Here is a 17,356-nt window from a genome sequence, read left to right as displayed (position 1 = left end):
CCCCTTTTCCCCTTCCCCTTTCACCTTTAACCGAAAGGTATTGAATATCATGTCACGTTAATCAAGCTAAATATAAATGTTCATTCGTAGCTTTGGGATTTGTGTACTTAATTTATACTTATAGCTCGTAGCTCGTAGGGTGAGACTTACCTCTGTGTTATTCTGTACTGACAGCCGCCTCTAACATTCGTATTGTTCCAAAATTGGCATCTATTTCCACTTCTACGCCAATTGGGAGAGTAAATTTATCCTTAATATGACCAATCATTGAACCGTACCAAGCGGGAATATTTAGGGGAATTATGTGGTCTTGCAATACTTGCATCAAAGTAAATGACGGTTCATCCCCAAGACTACAATTAGTACATTGCCCAAATATAAAGCCAGCGATTTGATTAAGAATACCAGCAGTTTTTAACTGCGTTAGCATCCGGTCTAAACGATAAACATCCTCGCCAATTTCTTCTACAAATAGGATGCTTTTATTCCAAGAAGGCAGGTAAGGTGATCCTACCATCGCTGCTAACACTGACAAATTACCACCCACAAGTTTACCCCTTGCCTTTCCGGGTGCGATTGTCTGCACTGGTACTTCCCTGGGATTAAGATTTTGCATTGTCACCGCTTCAGCATTAAATAGGATGCGCTTGAGGTAATCCACCGTTAACTGATTCCAAGTAGACGTAGCAACTGGGCCATGAAAAGTAATGAGCCGACTGCGGGCATTAATTGCCAACAATAAAGAAGTGATATCGCTGTACCCCATGAGGATTTTAGGATGAGAACGGATCAGCGAGTAGTTAAGTAAGGGTAAAATGCGATTACAGCCCCAGCCTCCACGCATAGCAATAATTGCTTTCACTGAGCGATCGCTAAACATAAAGTTAACATCCTCAGCGCGATCGGCATCTTTACCTGCTAAATAGCCGTAACGATCTAAAATATGCGCCCCCACCTTGACTTTTAACCCTAATTTTGATATGGACTCCTTCGCATCTTTGATGTTTTGCGCGTCAATGATACCGGCAGGGGCGATCAATCCTACGGTATCACCGATTTGCAGACAGGGCGGCTTGAGGATAATGTTTGGCGATAGCTTTCCTTGGGCAATAAGTGGAAAGCTTTGAGTAGCTAGGGCAGCTAACCCAAAAGTGAGAAATTGTCGGCGCTTGATAGTCATGATGGGATAGCGTAACATTTACTACCCATCTTGAGAAGTTCTGGGAAGAAGTTTCTTTTGAAAATTAAAGACATGATCACGCCAAGAGTTAAATTGTCATGTCCGCGACCACTTTCTCTAAGCGACTACAAAATTCACCAACTTCCCAGGCACCACAATCACCTTTTTAATCTCCTTACCCGCGATGTAACGCTGGGCGACTTCTGATTCAAAGGCATACTTCTCCTGCGCTGCTTTATCTGCTTGCGTCGGCACTTGAGTCACGCCACGAAATTTGCCGTTAATCTGAATCGTCAAAGTGATTTCATCAGCTACTAAAGCAGCAGGGTCAAAAGACGGCCAAGTTTGAGTGTGGACTGAATTACTCTCACCCAACAAATGCCACAACTCATCAGCAATGTGTGGCGCAAATGGGGCTAGCAATGCTACCAAAGTCTGAATTCCTTCTGCATAAATTGGTGAATTCTTGCATTTGGCATCAGTTAAGGCATTACTCAACTTCATCAATTCTGAAATAGCTGTATTGAATTGATATTCGTCCTCCAAATCTTCTGTCACAGCTTTGATAGCAGTGTGAATCGCCCGCCGCAATTCCTTTTCAGGCGGAGTCAAATCAGAAAGTTGAGGCTTCTTATGAGACACTCCAGCAGCAACATAATCTGTCACCAACCGCCACACCCGATTTAAGAAGCGGAATTGTCCTTCTACATCAGCTTCATCCCATTCCAAGTCTTTTTCTGGCGGTGCTTTGAACAAGATGAACATTCGTGCTGTATCTATACCATATTTGCCAATTACATCTTCCGGCGCGACACCATTACCCTTAGATTTGGACATGGTGGCATAAAGGCGTTGCAGTGGTTCACCTGTCTGAGGGTCACGAGGATCACCCGGATTCACAAGACTAGAGGGAATCCATTTGTCTTTACCGCCCTTGTTGGGATTCAGGTAAGTTAAGCCCTGTACCATGCCTTGAGTTAACAAACGTTGGAAGGGTTCATCAAAATTCAACAAGCCTCTATCCCGCAACACTTTAGTAAAGAACCGCGAATACAACAAATGCAAAATCGCGTGTTCAATCCCACCCACATACTGATCAACTGGCATCCAGTCGTTAGTTTTACTGGAATCAAAAACCTGTTGCTCGTTCTTGGCGTCAGGAAACCGCAAGAAATACCACGAAGAATCAATAAAAGTGTCCATCGTGTCGGTTTCTCGCTTCGCTGGAGTGCCACAAGTCGGACAAGGTACATTCACCCAGCTTTCTAACTGAGTCAAAGGTGAACCACCGCGTCCAGTAAATTCTACATCTTCCGGCAACTGCACTGGCAAATCTTGATCGGGGACTGGCACTATTCCACAGTTGGGACAGTGAATAACTGGAATGGGTGCTCCCCAGTACCGTTGTCGCGAAATCAACCAATCCCGCAAGCGATATTGCACTCGCACCTTGCCAAAACCTTCTTTTTGGGCGTATTCAACGATCGCTTGTTTAGCATCTGTAGAAGTCATACCAGTAAAAGGCCCGGAATTAATTAAGATTCCTGGTTCAGTGTATGCCTGGTTATATTCAACCTGAATAAGTTGTGTGACTTCATCTATCTCTGATGCTGGAGTTAAGCCAAAATCTGCAACATCATCTGGCGAAGCGATGACAAAATCAATCGGTAAATCATAAGTTTGGGCAAACTTAAAATCCCGCACATCATGAGCAGGCACACCCATCACTGCCCCAGTACCATACTCATACAGTACATAATCAGCAATCCAAATAGGCACTTCTTCCCCTGTAAATGGGTTAATTGCCTTACCACCCGTGGAGATACCCCGCTTAGGTTTATCTTCCGCAGTGCGTTCTAGTTCACTTTGGTTGGAAACCTCTTTTATAAATGTTTCTACTGCGGCTTGTTGTGCTTTTGTGGTGACGCGCTTTGTGAAAGGATGTTCTGGTGCTAAAACCAGATAGCTAACACCATAAACCGTATCTGGGCGTGTAGTATATACAGCAATTTTTTCATCTAACCCGATGATGGGAAATTCCAAGTAAGCGCCTGTTGATTTGCCAATCCAATTTGCCTGCATCAACTTGACGCGTTCTGGCCAACCTGTCAACTTATCCAAGTCATTAAGCAATTCTTCGGCGTAGTCGGTAATCTTCAAAAACCATTGCCGCAACAATTTGCGCTCAACTATTGCACCACTGCGCCAGGAACGACCTTCGTTATCAACTTGCTCGTTTGCCAGCACAGTTTGGTCAATAGGATCCCAGTTTACCGCTGCTTCTTTTTGATAAGCTAACCCCGCTTGCAAAAACTGCAAGAAAATCCATTGCGTCCACTTGTAATAATCTGGCGAACAGGTGGCAACTTCGCTATCCCAGTCAATAGACAAACCAAGACGCTGCAATTGCTGGCGCATCAGGGTAATATTTTGATAAGTCCACTTTGCCGGTGGAACGCCCCGGTCAATAGCAGCGTTCTCTGCTGGCAAGCCAAAAGCATCCCAACCCATTGGGTGCAACACCCGATAGCCCTGCATTCGTTTAAGGCGGGCAATTACGTCAGTAATAGTATAATTACGGACGTGACCCATGTGCAGGCTGCCCGATGGATAGGGGAACATAGACAGAGCGTAGAACTTTGGCTTGTTGCTTACTGTAAGTGTTTTATCTAAGCTAAGTTCTGCCCATGTTTTTTGCCATTTTTCCTCAATTGCTGCTGGGTTATATCTAGATAAATTAGAATTAATACTTTCAGCCATTTTTATCTCTAATAATACTAATACTCGAAACGCTTTTTTCAGCATTTTATCGCGATTAATGAGTATAATTTTCTACTAATTAATCTTATTCAACTAATGCTTACTCTTTTCTTATTATCTTCCTATCTTTTCTAGTTGCCTAAAGTTGTTGAAGTAATACTTTAAATATACCATAACGCTTACAGCATAGGCATCCTAGCCTTTTTTCATAATTTACCTATTTTCACTATTCTCATTCCCTTATCGCTAGCCGTTTCAAATGCATTTTATACCAGGTTGCCAAAGATAGTATTTTGTCATATTGAGTGAAACGTAGACAAGCGTTGTATTTCTGAGATTATTCTCTCCGCTTATAATGACAAGAAATGATAACTTGGTGTTAGGTACAGATAAGACCATCTCTTATAAACAAACATAAAAAACTCCTTACTACCTTACTAAAATGAATATTGTAAAATACTTTAACATCAGTCAGTTATTGTTTGTGTTTCTAAATACTATCAATACAAATAATTAATTACCCTAAAAGTTAAATTGATTCTTGGTTGAACCTGTTTCGATGTTTTAGGGATTTGATGCTGCCAAAAATGCTGTGTTATGCCCGCCATGAGCAGGAAGCTGCCATGTATTAACTCAATTTCTGCTTTCAAATCCCGATTATGTTTATGCTTAAACATAAACCTTCTTGCTCCGCCAAAGCTAACAGAACCAATGATAGGATTTCTCCCTAGCTCCGGTTCAGCATCCGTATGCCAGGAGATTCCATCGTTTCCATCTCGGTAAAGATTCAGTAAAACACTGTTAAACTTAACTTCTGCAATCTCGTTAACTTTCTCTTTTACCTGTAACAGCGTAGGTGTCCAAGGTTCTGGTTCAAGATGAATACCTGAGAATTTATATGACATATTTCTATCTCCATACCAAGCAGTTTTTCTTGGTAAGTTTACTTCCTTCCCGTACATCTTCATCTTGTCTTGTCGCCACTTGATTTCGTTCAGCAAGGTTTGAAAAAGCTCATCGCTGTCTTGCTGATTGAAAAAATTGCGATAGAAAGTAACGTCTGCATCTGGCATAGATAAAACTTCTTTATCCATACGCTTTATTGACTCATCTACAACGAAGTCAAAACTTGGGTAAACTAATGCCATAACCTATTGTCTTAGCAGGCATAGGAAATTCTTATTGTCTCGTTGTTTGTAAGCTTGAGCTTCTTTATGTGGGCTGAGTAACTTCGAGCAATTAATTCTTTTTTCGTTTTAGCATTTATAGCGGTAATCACATAGGTAAGAACAGTGTTGAATGCAAGAGAGCAATGAAGTAACTGGGTTTGTACGGGCTAAATGCCCCGCTACCGCTAACAGCACTGGCTAAACCATCACTTAAAGTATTTTCACTATAAACCCATAGCTTCTCCATTCCTGCAACTAGTCAAGAACTTAAAGTTAATAAAGTGGTAAAGATACTTAAATCTCTTTACTTTAGAAGTTCTCGTATCCATTAGTTAAAATAAGCGATGGCTGAATCAAAAATAAAATTTTCTGGTTTGGTGCGGGTTTTTGTCTACGGCACGCTCAAACCAGGGGAAGCTAATTATAAAAGATACTGCGCTGGCAAGGTAATAGATGCCAAACCAGCTATGTTACTAGGTAAATTGTTTGCTCTACCGATGGGTTATCCAGCGATGACGCTAGGAGATAGCCAAGTTCATGGATATTTACTTTCCTTTCCTAACCCAGGGATTTTAAAAGAGCTAGATGTGCTGGAAAATTACCAGCCAGCTAGACAAATGTCACAAAATCTCTATAATCGCCAAATTATGGAGGCTTACGAACCAAAAGGAGTATCTTTGGGTTACGCTTGGGTCTATTTAATGTCTCCAGAGCGGGTTTACCAATTTGGAGGAGTTCCTCAACCTGACGGCTGGTGGGGCAACTCCAGTTTCACTGCAAATTAGTTTATATCCTGTTTGGTATCTCGCTGTTGTGGCTGTATGTGATTTAATGGACTTTCTGGAGGAGCCACTGCTGCTTTGGGAATTTCAATTACTGGGTTATTTAGTCCCACCATCAGCGGGGAAGCTGGGGGGACAATAGACGCTGAAGTCGTTTGTGTTGGTTCTATTAGTGGCTTTTGCGCCAGTTGCGGCGCTTTTGCACCACCACCAGGTAGTACGCCGGATACTGCGCCGATAATGCAAGCAGCAATGGCAGCACCTCCAAACGTCCAAGCTAACCGAGTACGGCGGCGCAAACGTGCCAATACTTGCTGGACTGCTTCTTCTGGTGACTGTTGGGCTGCTGGTATTGGCAAAGTTCGCAAGCCTTGGCGTAGCTTTAATAGTCGCGCATACAAGCATTGAACTGAGGCATCGTTTGCCAACCATTCTTCTACTTGCCTGCGTTCGGCAGCTGTTACCTCACCATCGAGGTAAGCACTCAATAACTCGAAGCGATCGCGCTTCACCATATCCATAAAACCCGTTGATTCATTGGTATGCTTAGTAGCCATTCCATTTGGCAAATCTTTAGGTAGTTGCGAGCGGGAACGGTCATAAAACTGAGAATCAGTAGTCATCTTAACATTATTACCAATTCATACACGGGTAAAGTGATTCTGACAATCTGGAGAAATTAATCATTTTTCCTCCTGATGACAGAAGTAATTTGCTTTTTCCTCACAATTCTTAATCAATGCTTAAATTTTGTTAATGGTTAAAGGAAAGATACTGTAAATTAGGTATCTAGATAATTTTGCAACTGAGCTTGCAACCTGGATCTCGCTCTGGCTATTCTCGACTTCACAGTTCCCAAAGAAACTCCAGTGATTTCGGCAATTTCTTCATACGCCATGCCTTCGATTTCTCTAAGGACAATAGTAGTACGAAACACTTCTGGTAAATCCGCGATCGCCTCCCGTAGTTGTTCGTAAAATTCTCTAGTGGTAAGTGCTTCCTCTGGGCCGGGAGTATCTCCGGCAATTTCCCAATCCATCTCGCCGTCCTCTACTGAGCGAGGTGCATCCAGCGATAAGGGACTGACAACCCGCTTGCGTTTTCGTAACTCATCGTAAAACAAGTTGGTAGCAATGCGGCTTAACCAACCTCGAAATTTAGAAGGCTCTTGCAATCGGTTAATATTCCGATACACTCGAATCCAAACTTCTTGAGCTAAATCAGCTCTGTCTGACCAATCGGGAGCCAGGTGATATAGAACTCTATCGACTTGTGTCTGATAGCGGCGCAATAGTTCTGCAAACGCAGCACGATCAGGGCGCAGTCCTACTTGACAACGCAAAATTAGATCATGATTAGAGAGTTTGTCAACTTGCACTGATGCTTCTGGATACCTTGCATCAACAGTTGACCAGGATACAGTAATCGACTGACTCATAGATCGTACTGGCTTTAAATCATCCCTTCCTATTAGACCTGCTAATGAGCAGGAAGTTCCTTGGTAAGGTGACGGATTTATGACTGGAACACTGAAGTATACAAGTTTGGGTAGATTATTGGCAATGGTAAGAGCCACTGTCTCCTTATGCTGCTTGCATAGTTGCCTTTTTATCTATCAGTTAATAGTTGACAAGGGAATAGCAATGTTACGTAGATTTGTGCTAATTATGGCAACTGTATACACACGCTTGACAAAAATAATTAGATGTGGTTTTAAAGATGAGGGATCAAAATTTTTCACTTCTAAATTTATATCTCATACTTTATCCTGGATCTAAGGCGTAAGATTTGATACCCTTAACCAGGTGAGAATTTTTGTAATTTATACTGCTGTATTTGCTATGACTCTTATTTTTTGGGATTTGTCACCAGAATAGTTGATGTTTTTTCTGAGTGTTGTTGGTAATTACCAAAATTAGTGTGTTCGGGTACACGAACTTGAAAAAAGAAATTGAGGGAAAATGTAATTGTGACTGTTAGCAATAATTTTTCAAACATGGTTTTTCTTCCACCCACACCATTAATAATTGATTGCTACATTTCCAGAGTTCCAGAAAGCATTAAAAGCAAAGGCTTCCGACCTTTAGAACTTCACAGAAATGAAGTTTTTTACCCAAATTTCTGCTGGCAAAATCTACATAACTTTAGTTTGCCCAGAGCTATTAGCAGATTCATAATGAAACTGATAAGTATTTATAAATTTTTGATACTTTGAGCATGAGCGCATTCAATTTGTTTGCTGGATATGTCAGGGATAAACAATAAGCAATGGCAATGGTAAGAAATGAATCAGTAGGGCGTATGGTAATGATGCTCTGTTTTGGCACAGCAATTTTATCTCTGGCTGTCCATTGGCGCATTACTTCAGCTGAACCGTATTTGGGACAACCTGCGTCTGCTTCGTTGCGGCGAGATGCCAATCCTCAAGGAAGCCGCCCAAAGGCTGTTTACGGAAATCTCTCGCAAGTGGGCTTAGGAGATACGCTGAGTAAGTCTGTGTCTACTAAACGTGTAACAGACCAGGAGGCGTCTAAATCAAATTCTGCTATTAGCAAAAATGTAGCTACGACTAACCTCCCAAGCAAGACGCGATTAGTAGCGCCAGCACAAAAAGATCATAAAACTAAAGACAGCTGGCCAAAGTCTTTATTAGCTCAGGCTTTACCTCAACAAAAAACCTCTAATCAGAAGACCTCTGTCAACACGCAAGTTGTTGTTGATTTGAGCGATCGCCGCGCCTATGTCTACGCTAAAGATGAAGTGATAGCTAGTTATCCGATTGCTATAGGTAAGAAAGGTTGGGAGACACCTACGGGTGATTTCCAGGTGATGCACATGCAACATCATCCTATCTGGCGTCACCCAATTACTGGCAAAGTATTTGAAGCTGGTACTGACAGTCCTTTGGGAGACAGATGGATTGGCTTTTGGTCAGATGGACGCAATCATATTGGCTTTCACGGTACGCCAGAGGTGGAAGTTATAGGAACAGCTGTATCTCACGGCTGCTTAAGAATGCGTAATCCTGATGTCCGAATGTTGTATGAACAAATCAAGGTTGGCACAACTGTAATAGTGCGTGATTGATTGGTAAATAGTAAATAGTCAATGGTCAAGAGTCAATAATCAAAAGACTCTTGACCATTGACTTTTGACTTTTGACTTTTGACTTTTGACTATAGAGATTGTGGTGATTTTTGCTCAAAGTTAGGTGCGTGTGCTTGAAGTAAAGCACTGACTTGACGTACAACATCATTAGCAGTATTTTTACCCAAGTCCTGACGTTCTGGAAAGAAATTGGGTCGATCTAGATAACGACCGATCGCTTCGCCGACTTGCTGAGAAATTAATTCTTGAAGTTCTGTCTTAGCCCGTTGACGCTGGTAGTTAGCACCTTCTTCGGTGGTAGCATACAAGGGTGGCAGACGGTTGAGGGCGTAAGCGGCGATATCCCCAACATCCAGAGAACTTTCGCTGGTAGCTTCGATTTCTGCTACACGGGCGATCGCTTCTGTCAGTACCAGTTCTTCCATGACATTAATAAATTGTTTGCGAGGTACCGCCACTACCTCACCAGTCAATAGCGACCCCATCAGCCGATCCAGCGCCATATACTCTTCTATTGAGAGTTCTGAGGCATTATCACAGATTCGTCCGACTTCTGCTTCCATTGCTGGTGTCAAATAACCATCCTGGAGAGCTTGTTCTACAATTTTTTCAATACTCATAACGCTCATCATCTTTACTCTAGCCAAGCAAGGTAGGGACGGTATCAATCTAATTTATTTTGCCTAATTATTGGTACAAAACACACAAATTATGCACCGATATGATCAATTGCATCTTTACTAATTAAAGACGTTGGTTCGCCAGGGTGTTGGATCAACGGATTGTCCATTGACATATAGACCCCAGTGTAAATGCGGCCCTGTGGAAGCACCTGTTGAACCCACTGCGCCAATTAGTTGACCAGGTTTCACTAAATCACCTTCTTTAACATTAATACGACTCAGGTGCATGAAAATACTGGTTACGCCTTGACCGTGGTCAATGCCAACTACGTTACCATGAACCCGAAACCCTTGAGATACTCTACCTACCAAAGCAACTCGCCCTGCGGCTGGGGCAGTTACAGGCGAACCCGTTGCGCCAGCGTAGTCAACGCCACGATGGTAGTAGTCCTTTGCAAATTTACCATTATAGTAGCGACGTACACCATAGATCGTACTAATCCGCCCTGCGTTGGGTTTGAGGAAGGAACCACTCCAATATTTTTGTGGTGTTTGTAGTGCTTTAAAAGCTGCTACGCGTGTCAGCTCCAACTTTGTCGCTTGCAGTCCGGCTTTTCCTGGTGGTAGATTAATGCGTTGTACTGGGAATTTGCGATCGCTCACTTTCACTACCAAGTTTTGCACCTGACCATCCCCGGAAATTCGGAATTTTCTAATTCCAGCCGTTTCTAATGGAGTTGTGGGAACAAAAGCCCGATATTTACTGGGTGCAATTGCAAATGCTGGGTAAGTTTTTTGGCCAACAGACACCGTTGGATTACTACCACTTTGCGGATTATCTAGATTAATCTCTACTGACAGCGTATCCCCTAATTTAGGATTAGTCGGAGTCACTTTTACTTGCAAAGCATCCACAGGCAATGCCATGAGGGGGATAGCGGCAAACATTCCTACGAACAAATTTACTGCCCGGTAATTTCTTGGCAAAACTTTGACACCAAAACCGAGTAAATTTTTGTTTAAATTACTAGCGAAACATTCCATCATCGACATGTAAAAAATCCCTTGCTTCTGTTGAAAAATAGACTAGCTAATTACTACTAGTGTTTCCTTCTGGAAGCAAATATTTTTGCAAGATATGAGGGTTGCTAAACCTCCTAGAGACTTAACTCTAATAATCGAGGTGTATGACATTAGAAATGAAAATATAATTTACTTAAACAACTTGTTTTAGCTATCATTTTAGTTTTGCTTAGACTTTTCAAGATCAAGGCTAGTGTAACTGTTTTTTAGCTTGATAGATCCATCCCACTTTCTAAACCATAGAATTTTGGGCAGAAATTATTGCATCTTCTGGATTTCAACCTTAGCCAAACCAGGCAAGCCAGAGGGGAAGTGCGAAAAATAACCCTACAAAAGTCAAAGCGATACTGCTAGCCAACAAGTTACGATCTAGGTCATAAACTTCTGCCAAAATCAGTACAGAAAGTCCTGTGGGTGTTCCAGACATCAGCACTAGTACTAGACGGTGTTCGCCAGTCACACCTAAATAGGTAGCACCTAATCCCACCAACGCTGGCACAATGAAGACTTTCAATACGCTGGCAATTGAGGCTATTTCCAGACTTTTCCAGCCTTTGATTGTCCCAAGCCGCAGACCAACTAGTAACAAAGCAAAAGCGATTACAACCCAAACGGCTTGGTCTAATCCCGACTCAACCACTGCTGGCAATTTTACAAACTGAGTATTTAAGCCAATGAAAAATGTCCACAGACTAGGGACAGTTGCAAGATCCCGTAACTGAGTCCACCAAGAGTTTTGGGTTTGACTCTTACCAAAATAGCTGGCGATTAAGATAGCAATACCGTATGTGCCCACAACATTGTTGGTGACGCTGAATAATACTGCCCAATCAGTATTTTCAGGACTGGTTAGCACCTGTGTGAGTGTCAATCCGACGAAGCCTGTATTGCCTAAAATTGTAGCCAGAATAAAGCTGCCCAAACTTGCCCGCACTAAGGAGTTAAAGCTAGAAGATGGAGCATTAAGCGACAAATCCAAACTTTCTTGTTTTGGCTGCTCTTTTAGACTCATTAACCATTGTCGTACCCACCAGATTAACAGGGCTAAAACCAGACTCAGCAACAAAATTACTATTGCTATTCCAGGTATTAGTCCGCCATTAGATAAGTTAGTATGACGTGCCAGAACTAAAAGTTGTAGTGGAATTCCAACCCAGTAAAGCGAGTAACCCAGTAGCTTCAAAAAACTATCTGGGATAAACCGAGATACTAGAAAACCTAAACCTATCCATGTGAGTAAAGGGGTGTAGGCATGAAATAGGGTTTCCATCATGTAAAGTTGCACCCTCTGGTAAACCTGTTTATACTCTCATGGTTGAAAGCCGATAGCATTAGCGAGTTCTCGAACGTCACGAGCGACTAGGATTTTATTAACTCACAATATGAGAAGTACAAAAGCAAAAATTCGCCCTTTTACTAGAGAAAGAGACGATTTTGCTTGTAACTCTACTTAAAGCCTATCCGAAAAGTCACTTTAAGCTCATCCCACTCCTAAAAGGGGATGGGATTTCACGTTGACAGTTGACTGTCAACCGTCAACTGTCAACGGCGTTGGGGCGTCTTTCATCACCTACCGAGAAGGAATGGGTTTTCCCGACGTCTTTTTATAAATTTTCTAGGGTACATGAGATGAGACGCTCAGCAGTAACTACCTTGTTTGTCTCTACAGAGAAGTTGCCCACTGTAAAATAGAAATCTATCTTCAGATAGAGAAAATTACTGCAAGGAATCAAAGCAGCATGATAAACGTCCAGCGCTTCCATCCACAGCGCCACTGTGTTTCTTGTTTGTCAGTTGTATTGGCACTGCTACTGGGCTTAGGACTGGAAGGACTTTTTAAACTGGACGTTTCGCCACTTTTTTTTGCTGCTGTGGTCTTCAGCAGTTGGTATGGCGGACTGGCTCCGGGTCTAATAGCAACAGTCTTGGCTATTTTAGCCAAAGACTACTTTTTCATCTCGCCCTTCCACTTACTAGGGCTGTCAAGTGCGGCTGATGTGTTAGAACTTATCGTATTCAGTGCAGTAGCATTATTGATTAGTTCGTTAAATGCGGAGCTAAAGGCTATCCGACAACGATTAGAGGCAAATATAACAAAGTTGCAAGTTAGATATAGTGGCTTGCTTGAGACAGCCAATGAAGGTATCTGGATATTTGACAATCGGGGACAGACAGAATATGTCAACCAGCAGCTAGCTGACATGCTTGGCTACAGCATTGAAAAAATGGTTGACCGCCCGATTTTCGACTTTATGGAAAGTCAAACTCGAATTGAAATAGAGCAATGGCTAGAGCAACAAAGGCAGAAAAATCGAGAAATTAAACAGCAATTTGACTTGCATTTACGCCGCAAAGACAAATCGGCTCTTGAGGCAGTTATCTCAATTAGCCCAATCCTAAATAAGCTGGGCGAATTCTCTGGCGCGATCGCCATGCTGACCGATGATATTACTAAGCATGAACAGCATATTTTTCAAAAGCAAGAATGGTTGGATTTAGCTCAAAACAGCGACTTAATGTTTCGCACATTAGCGGATACAATGCCGCAAATGTTTTGGATTACACAACCGGATGGCTATCATGAATATTTCAATCGCCGCTGGTATGACTACACTGGAAAAACCTTAGAACAAACACAAGGTGAAGGATGGCAAGATATTTTGCATCCTGACGATGTACAGCGCACGATCGCAGTTTGGCAAACTTCCCTTCAGACTGGAAAAATCTATGATATTGAGTACCGTTTTCGTCGTGCTGCTGATGGAGAATACCGTTGGCATTTAGGACGAGCGTTTCCATTAAAAAATCAAGATGGTCAAATTGTCAAATGGTTTGGCTCTTGCACTGATATTCACGATCAGAAGTTGGCAATTGAGGAACGTGCCCAGGCTTTGGAACGGGAACGTAATGCCAGGATAGAACTCGAAAAAGCCAATCGTATGAAAGATGATTTTTTGGCAATTGTCTCCCATGAACTGCGCTCTCCGCTTAATCCAATTCTAGGCTGGTCAAAACTTCTGCTTAATCGCAAATTAGATATAGCAAAAACTACTCAAGCGCTCGAAGTCATCGAACGCAACGCCCAATTGCAAGCGCGGTTGATTGAAGATTTACTTGATGTTTCGCGCATTCTACGAGGTAAGCTCAGCCTAAATATTAGTCCGGTTGACTTAGTTGCCATAATTGAGGCAGCACTAGATACCATCTACCTAGCAGCTGAAGCCAAATCGATTCAGATCCAAACGCATGCTGCTTCGGTAGGCATAGTGGAGGCCGATTATAATCGCTTACAGCAAGTATTTGTAAATTTACTTACCAATGCCATTAAATTCACACCAGCGGGTGGTCGGGTAGAAATTCGTCTAGACAAAGTTGGCTCTCAAGCTCAAATCGAAGTCAGCGATACAGGCAAAGGAATTAGTCCTGACTTTTTGCCCTACGTATTTGATCGCTTTCGGCAAGCGGATGATACAACGACAAGAAAGTCTGGCGGGCTAGGGTTAGGGTTAGCAATTGTCCACCACATTGTCGAACTCCACGGCGGTTCTGTGGAAGTTGCGAGTCAAGGAGAAGGTTTAGGCGCAACCTTTACGGTGATGCTACCTCTAATCACATCTTCTCAATACAGTCAGGACGATCGCCTACCTGACAATTCCCCAAATCTACAGGGCTTGCGAATTGTGGTTGTAGATGATGATATTGATACTCTAAATTTATTAGTCTTTATCCTTGAGCAGTATGGCGCTCAAGTAGAGGCAGTTGGATCGGCCCGTGAAGCACTAGAAGCGATCGCTAATACCAAACCAGATTTTCTGTTAAGCGATATCGCTATGCCTGAAGTAGACGGCTATATGCTAATTCGTCAAGTTAGAGCGTTAGAAGTATCTCAAGGAAATATGTTACCTGCGATCGCTCTAACTGCCGTTGCAGGAGAGGTTAACCACAATAATATTATCTCGGCTGGTTTTCAGAGATACCTCACTAAGCCTGTAGAGCCAGTCGAATTAGCAGCGGCAATTGCCGACCTCAGCAGGCACAAATAAGACTATGTAGAGACGTTGCATTGCAAGTCTCTACCAAAGGATTTGTTGCAATCATGAATTGAATCGGTATAATTTTATTTTTAAATTAGGACACATAAGAATTAAGTTGATATTAACGATTTCTTTGTACAGAATTAATCTCCTACTAGTAGGTTGTTATGCGGCAACAGAATATCTAACACATTGATATCAGTGTCAAAACTGGAAATTCAAACCTGATTTGGTAAGGGCGTTAGCGATGCAGCTTGCCTACGACTACCCTGCCTTTTTTGTGTTAGCTGTTACTGTGCTTTAACTTACCTGTGAGTCAGGAGTACAGATGGTAGATTACCGGAATTTTGAGCAGTTCCTACAAAGTCGGATCAAACGACGTAACTTAATTATCGGAGCAGGAGCATTTACTGGATTAGCGATCGCCAATCAATTTTCGCATCAACCAGCGATCGCCAGAGGCAGATTTTCCAATTATCCTTTCACTTTGGGTGTAGCATCGGGTGAACCTTATCCTACCAGCGTAGTGATTTGGACTCGTCTAGCTCCCGAACCTTTGAATGGGGGTGGAATGCCGTATGCTAATGTGCCAATTCGCTGGGAAGTGGCAACTGACCCGGACATGAGGCGTGTTGTCTCAAGAGGTACTGTAATTGCAACTCCCCAACTAGCTCACTCTGTTCGAGTTGTAGTAGAGGGACTACGATCCGATAGTTGGTATTGGTACAGGTTTATTGTTGGCCGAGATGCTAGCCCAATTGGACGCACTCGTACAGCTCCTTTAGCAGGCATCTACTTGAGTAAATTTAACTTTGCGCTTGTCTCCTGCCAAAATTATGAGCAAGGGTACTATACTGCCTACAAATATCTGGCCCAGGAGAAAGACCTCAGCCTAGTAGTACATGTTGGCGACTATATATATGAGGGAGGCATCAGAACAGATCGGGTAAGACAGCACAATAGTCCAGAAATTGTGACTTTGGATGATTACCGCAATCGTCACGCCCTTTATAAAACCGATTCTAATCTACAAGCAGCTCATGCAGCGTTTCCCTGGATTGTCACTTGGGATGACCACGAGGTAGAAAATAACTACGCCAACAACATTTCAGAACTTGATACTGAACCAGATCAAGACCGGGCAATTTTCCTCCAACGGCGAGCAGTTGCTTATCAGGCTTACTACGAACACATGCCATTGCGTCCCTTTTCACGACCCACTGGCCCAGATATGCAACTTTTCCGACGGCTGGACTTTGGCAACTTAGCGACCTTTCATGTCTTAGATACCCGCCAGTATCGTACCGATCAGCCCTGTGGTGATGGTACTAAAGAACGTTGCCCAGAAAACTTTGATCCAAAGGCAACGATTACTGGTAAAGCACAGGAAGATTGGTTATTCCAAGGTCTAAATAGCTCACACACTAAATGGAATGTTTTAGCTCAGCAAGTACCCATTGCTCAGCGAGACATGACACCAGGGGAAGGCGGAACCTTCAGTATGGATAAGTGGGATGGTTATTTGGCTTCGCGCGATCGCCTCTTGGCTTTCCTCGGACAGCGCCAGCCTTCTAATCCAGTATCCTTGGCAGGCGATGTACATTCTAACTGGGCCATGAATCTGAAGGCTAACTTTGATCAGCCAGAATCCGCTACCGTTGGGAGTGAATTCGTCTGTACTTCAATTAGCTCTGGTGGAGATGGAGCAGACACTACCCCCACGGTTGAAGCTTACTTACCAGATAATCCTCACATTAAGTTTTTCAATGGTCAACGGGGGTATGTTCGCTGTGCGCTGACTCCCACAACTTGGAAGACAGACTATCTAGTTTTATCAGATGTAACAACCCAATTTGGCACAATTAGTAAGCGTGCTTCATTTGTGGTTGAAGATGGTCGTCCGGGAGTACAGCAAGTCTAAGGGAAAAGCATTCCACTTTACTTGTGGTTTGGATAAAGGGTAAGGAGTAAGGGGGAAAGGGGAAGGGGGAATTCAAACATTTTTCCTTTTGGCTTTTTCCCTCTTTTTTATAAGGGAAATGCTGAAAACCCCTGAAGATATAGCAGGCTTAGCCATCAATGTATTTTTTCCCCTTATCATCAAAACATGGATGTACAAAAGATGATCGCTAGACATCATCCTTAGATCTCAGATGTTGCAGTTCCGAATACGAACTTCCGAGTTCCGAACATGAACTTCCGAGTTCCGAACATGAACTTCCGAGTTCCGAGCACGAACTTCCGAGTTCTGAGCACAAACTTCCGAGTTCCGAGCACGAACTTCCGAGTTCCGAGCACAAACTTCCGAGTTCCGAGCACAAACTTCCGAGTTCCGAGCACAAACTTCCGAGTTCCGAGCACAAACTTCCGAGTTCCGAGCACAAACTTCCGAGTTCCGAGCACGAACTTCTGAGTATCGCTTCTACGAGTGCATCAATACCTTTCGGTTAAGGGGAAAAAGCTGAAAACAGTAAACAGTAAACATAATTGACCTGAGTTCGGGTTAAAGATAAGAAGGCAAGAGCCACTCCAGTTGAAGACTAGGTTTCTTAGGTTGATGACAATAAGCGATTAATCCGCATAAAACGTTAACACAAAAATTAACGGGGCTGCGATG

13 protein-coding genes and 2 pseudogenes are annotated in these 17,356 nt (G+C 42.9%); 5 read left to right on the top strand and 10 right to left on the bottom strand.

Going from position 1 to position 17,356, the window contains the following annotated elements:
• Positions 1 to 157: 157 nt before the first annotated feature.
• The 3 genes from FNW02_RS09515 to FNW02_RS09505 all read right to left on the bottom strand — a co-directional run bounded on the left by FNW02_RS09515 (position 158) and on the right by FNW02_RS09505 (position 5,088).
• Positions 158 to 1,180: a S66 peptidase family protein gene (locus tag FNW02_RS09515; RefSeq protein ID WP_191757444.1), complete on the bottom strand. Its 1,023-nt coding sequence runs from the start codon at positions 1,178 to 1,180 to the stop codon at positions 158 to 160.
• A gap of 117 nt (positions 1,181 to 1,297) precedes the next feature.
• On the bottom strand, positions 1,298 to 3,940 hold the full coding sequence (gene leuS / locus FNW02_RS09510; RefSeq protein WP_191757304.1) for a leucine--tRNA ligase: 2,643 nt from the start codon (positions 3,938 to 3,940) through the stop codon (positions 1,298 to 1,300).
• 500 nt (positions 3,941 to 4,440) lie between these two features.
• Entirely contained in the window at positions 4,441 to 5,088 is a 648-nt protein-coding gene (locus FNW02_RS09505; RefSeq protein ID WP_225225551.1) for an alpha-ketoglutarate-dependent dioxygenase AlkB family protein, read from the bottom strand.
• 365 nt (positions 5,089 to 5,453) lie between these two features.
• On the opposite strand from FNW02_RS09505, the gene FNW02_RS09500 reads away from it, so the two are divergent.
• On the top strand, positions 5,454 to 5,894 hold the full coding sequence (locus tag FNW02_RS09500) for a gamma-glutamylcyclotransferase family protein (protein ID WP_191757303.1): 441 nt from the start codon (positions 5,454 to 5,456) through the stop codon (positions 5,892 to 5,894).
• On the opposite strand, the gene FNW02_RS09495 is transcribed toward FNW02_RS09500, so the two are convergent.
• The 3 genes from FNW02_RS09495 to FNW02_RS09485 form a co-directional block, all read right to left on the bottom strand.
• A complete protein-coding gene (locus tag FNW02_RS09495; RefSeq protein WP_191757301.1) occupies positions 5,891 to 6,514 on the bottom strand; it encodes an anti-sigma factor family protein in 624 nt (207 codons plus the stop codon). The two genes, FNW02_RS09500 and FNW02_RS09495, sit on opposite strands and share 4 nt — an antisense overlap.
• A gap of 158 nt (positions 6,515 to 6,672) precedes the next feature.
• Positions 6,673 to 7,329, bottom strand: a complete 657-nt coding sequence (locus FNW02_RS09490; RefSeq protein ID WP_191757300.1) for a sigma-70 family RNA polymerase sigma factor — start codon at positions 7,327 to 7,329, stop codon at positions 6,673 to 6,675.
• 410 nt (positions 7,330 to 7,739) lie between these two features.
• Complete coding sequence (locus FNW02_RS09485) at positions 7,740 to 7,889, bottom strand: hypothetical protein (protein WP_191757298.1); 150 nt, start codon at positions 7,887 to 7,889, stop codon at positions 7,740 to 7,742.
• A 270-nt stretch (positions 7,890 to 8,159) separates the two neighbouring features.
• Here FNW02_RS09485 and FNW02_RS09480 point away from each other — a divergent pair, with 270 nt between their 5' ends.
• Positions 8,160 to 8,978 (top strand): L,D-transpeptidase, encoded by an 819-nt coding sequence (locus FNW02_RS09480; RefSeq protein WP_191757297.1) that lies wholly within the window; start codon positions 8,160 to 8,162, stop codon positions 8,976 to 8,978.
• An 89-nt stretch (positions 8,979 to 9,067) separates the two neighbouring features.
• Here the strand turns inward: FNW02_RS09480 and FNW02_RS09475 are convergent, their stop codons facing one another.
• The 3 genes from FNW02_RS09475 to FNW02_RS09465 all read right to left on the bottom strand — a co-directional run bounded on the left by FNW02_RS09475 (position 9,068) and on the right by FNW02_RS09465 (position 11,978).
• Complete coding sequence (locus tag FNW02_RS09475; protein ID WP_191757296.1) at positions 9,068 to 9,619, bottom strand: late competence development ComFB family protein; 552 nt, start codon at positions 9,617 to 9,619, stop codon at positions 9,068 to 9,070.
• Between the two features lie 120 nt (positions 9,620 to 9,739).
• Positions 9,740 to 10,669: a M23 family metallopeptidase gene (locus FNW02_RS09470; protein ID WP_191757442.1), complete on the bottom strand. Its 930-nt coding sequence runs from the start codon at positions 10,667 to 10,669 to the stop codon at positions 9,740 to 9,742.
• 319 nt (positions 10,670 to 10,988) lie between these two features.
• Positions 10,989 to 11,978: an AEC family transporter gene (locus FNW02_RS09465; RefSeq protein WP_191757295.1), complete on the bottom strand. Its 990-nt coding sequence runs from the start codon at positions 11,976 to 11,978 to the stop codon at positions 10,989 to 10,991.
• A gap of 466 nt (positions 11,979 to 12,444) precedes the next feature.
• Between FNW02_RS09465 and FNW02_RS40100 the strand changes: the two are divergent.
• From FNW02_RS40100 to FNW02_RS09455, 3 genes and pseudogenes are all read left to right on the top strand, one after another.
• Positions 12,445 to 12,771: pseudogene (locus FNW02_RS40100) on the top strand (DUF4118 domain-containing protein); the annotation flags it as partial.
• A gap of 33 nt (positions 12,772 to 12,804) precedes the next feature.
• Complete coding sequence (locus tag FNW02_RS09460; protein ID WP_431356803.1) at positions 12,805 to 14,748, top strand: PAS domain-containing hybrid sensor histidine kinase/response regulator; 1,944 nt, start codon at positions 12,805 to 12,807, stop codon at positions 14,746 to 14,748.
• 319 nt (positions 14,749 to 15,067) lie between these two features.
• Positions 15,068 to 16,660: an alkaline phosphatase D family protein gene (locus FNW02_RS09455; protein WP_191757293.1), complete on the top strand. Its 1,593-nt coding sequence runs from the start codon at positions 15,068 to 15,070 to the stop codon at positions 16,658 to 16,660.
• Between the two features lie 582 nt (positions 16,661 to 17,242).
• On the opposite strand, the pseudogene FNW02_RS40095 reads toward FNW02_RS09455, so the two are convergent.
• Positions 17,243 to 17,356, bottom strand: a pseudogene (locus FNW02_RS40095) (IS982 family transposase); the annotation flags it as partial.

This window comes from Komarekiella delphini-convector SJRDD-AB1 (assembly GCF_014831675.1).
In the GTDB taxonomy this organism is placed as follows: Bacteria; Cyanobacteriota; Cyanobacteriia; order Cyanobacteriales; family Nostocaceae; genus Komarekiella.
The sequence above is the reverse complement of the archived record's forward strand: the minus strand, read 5'-3'. Positions and strand labels throughout refer to the sequence as shown.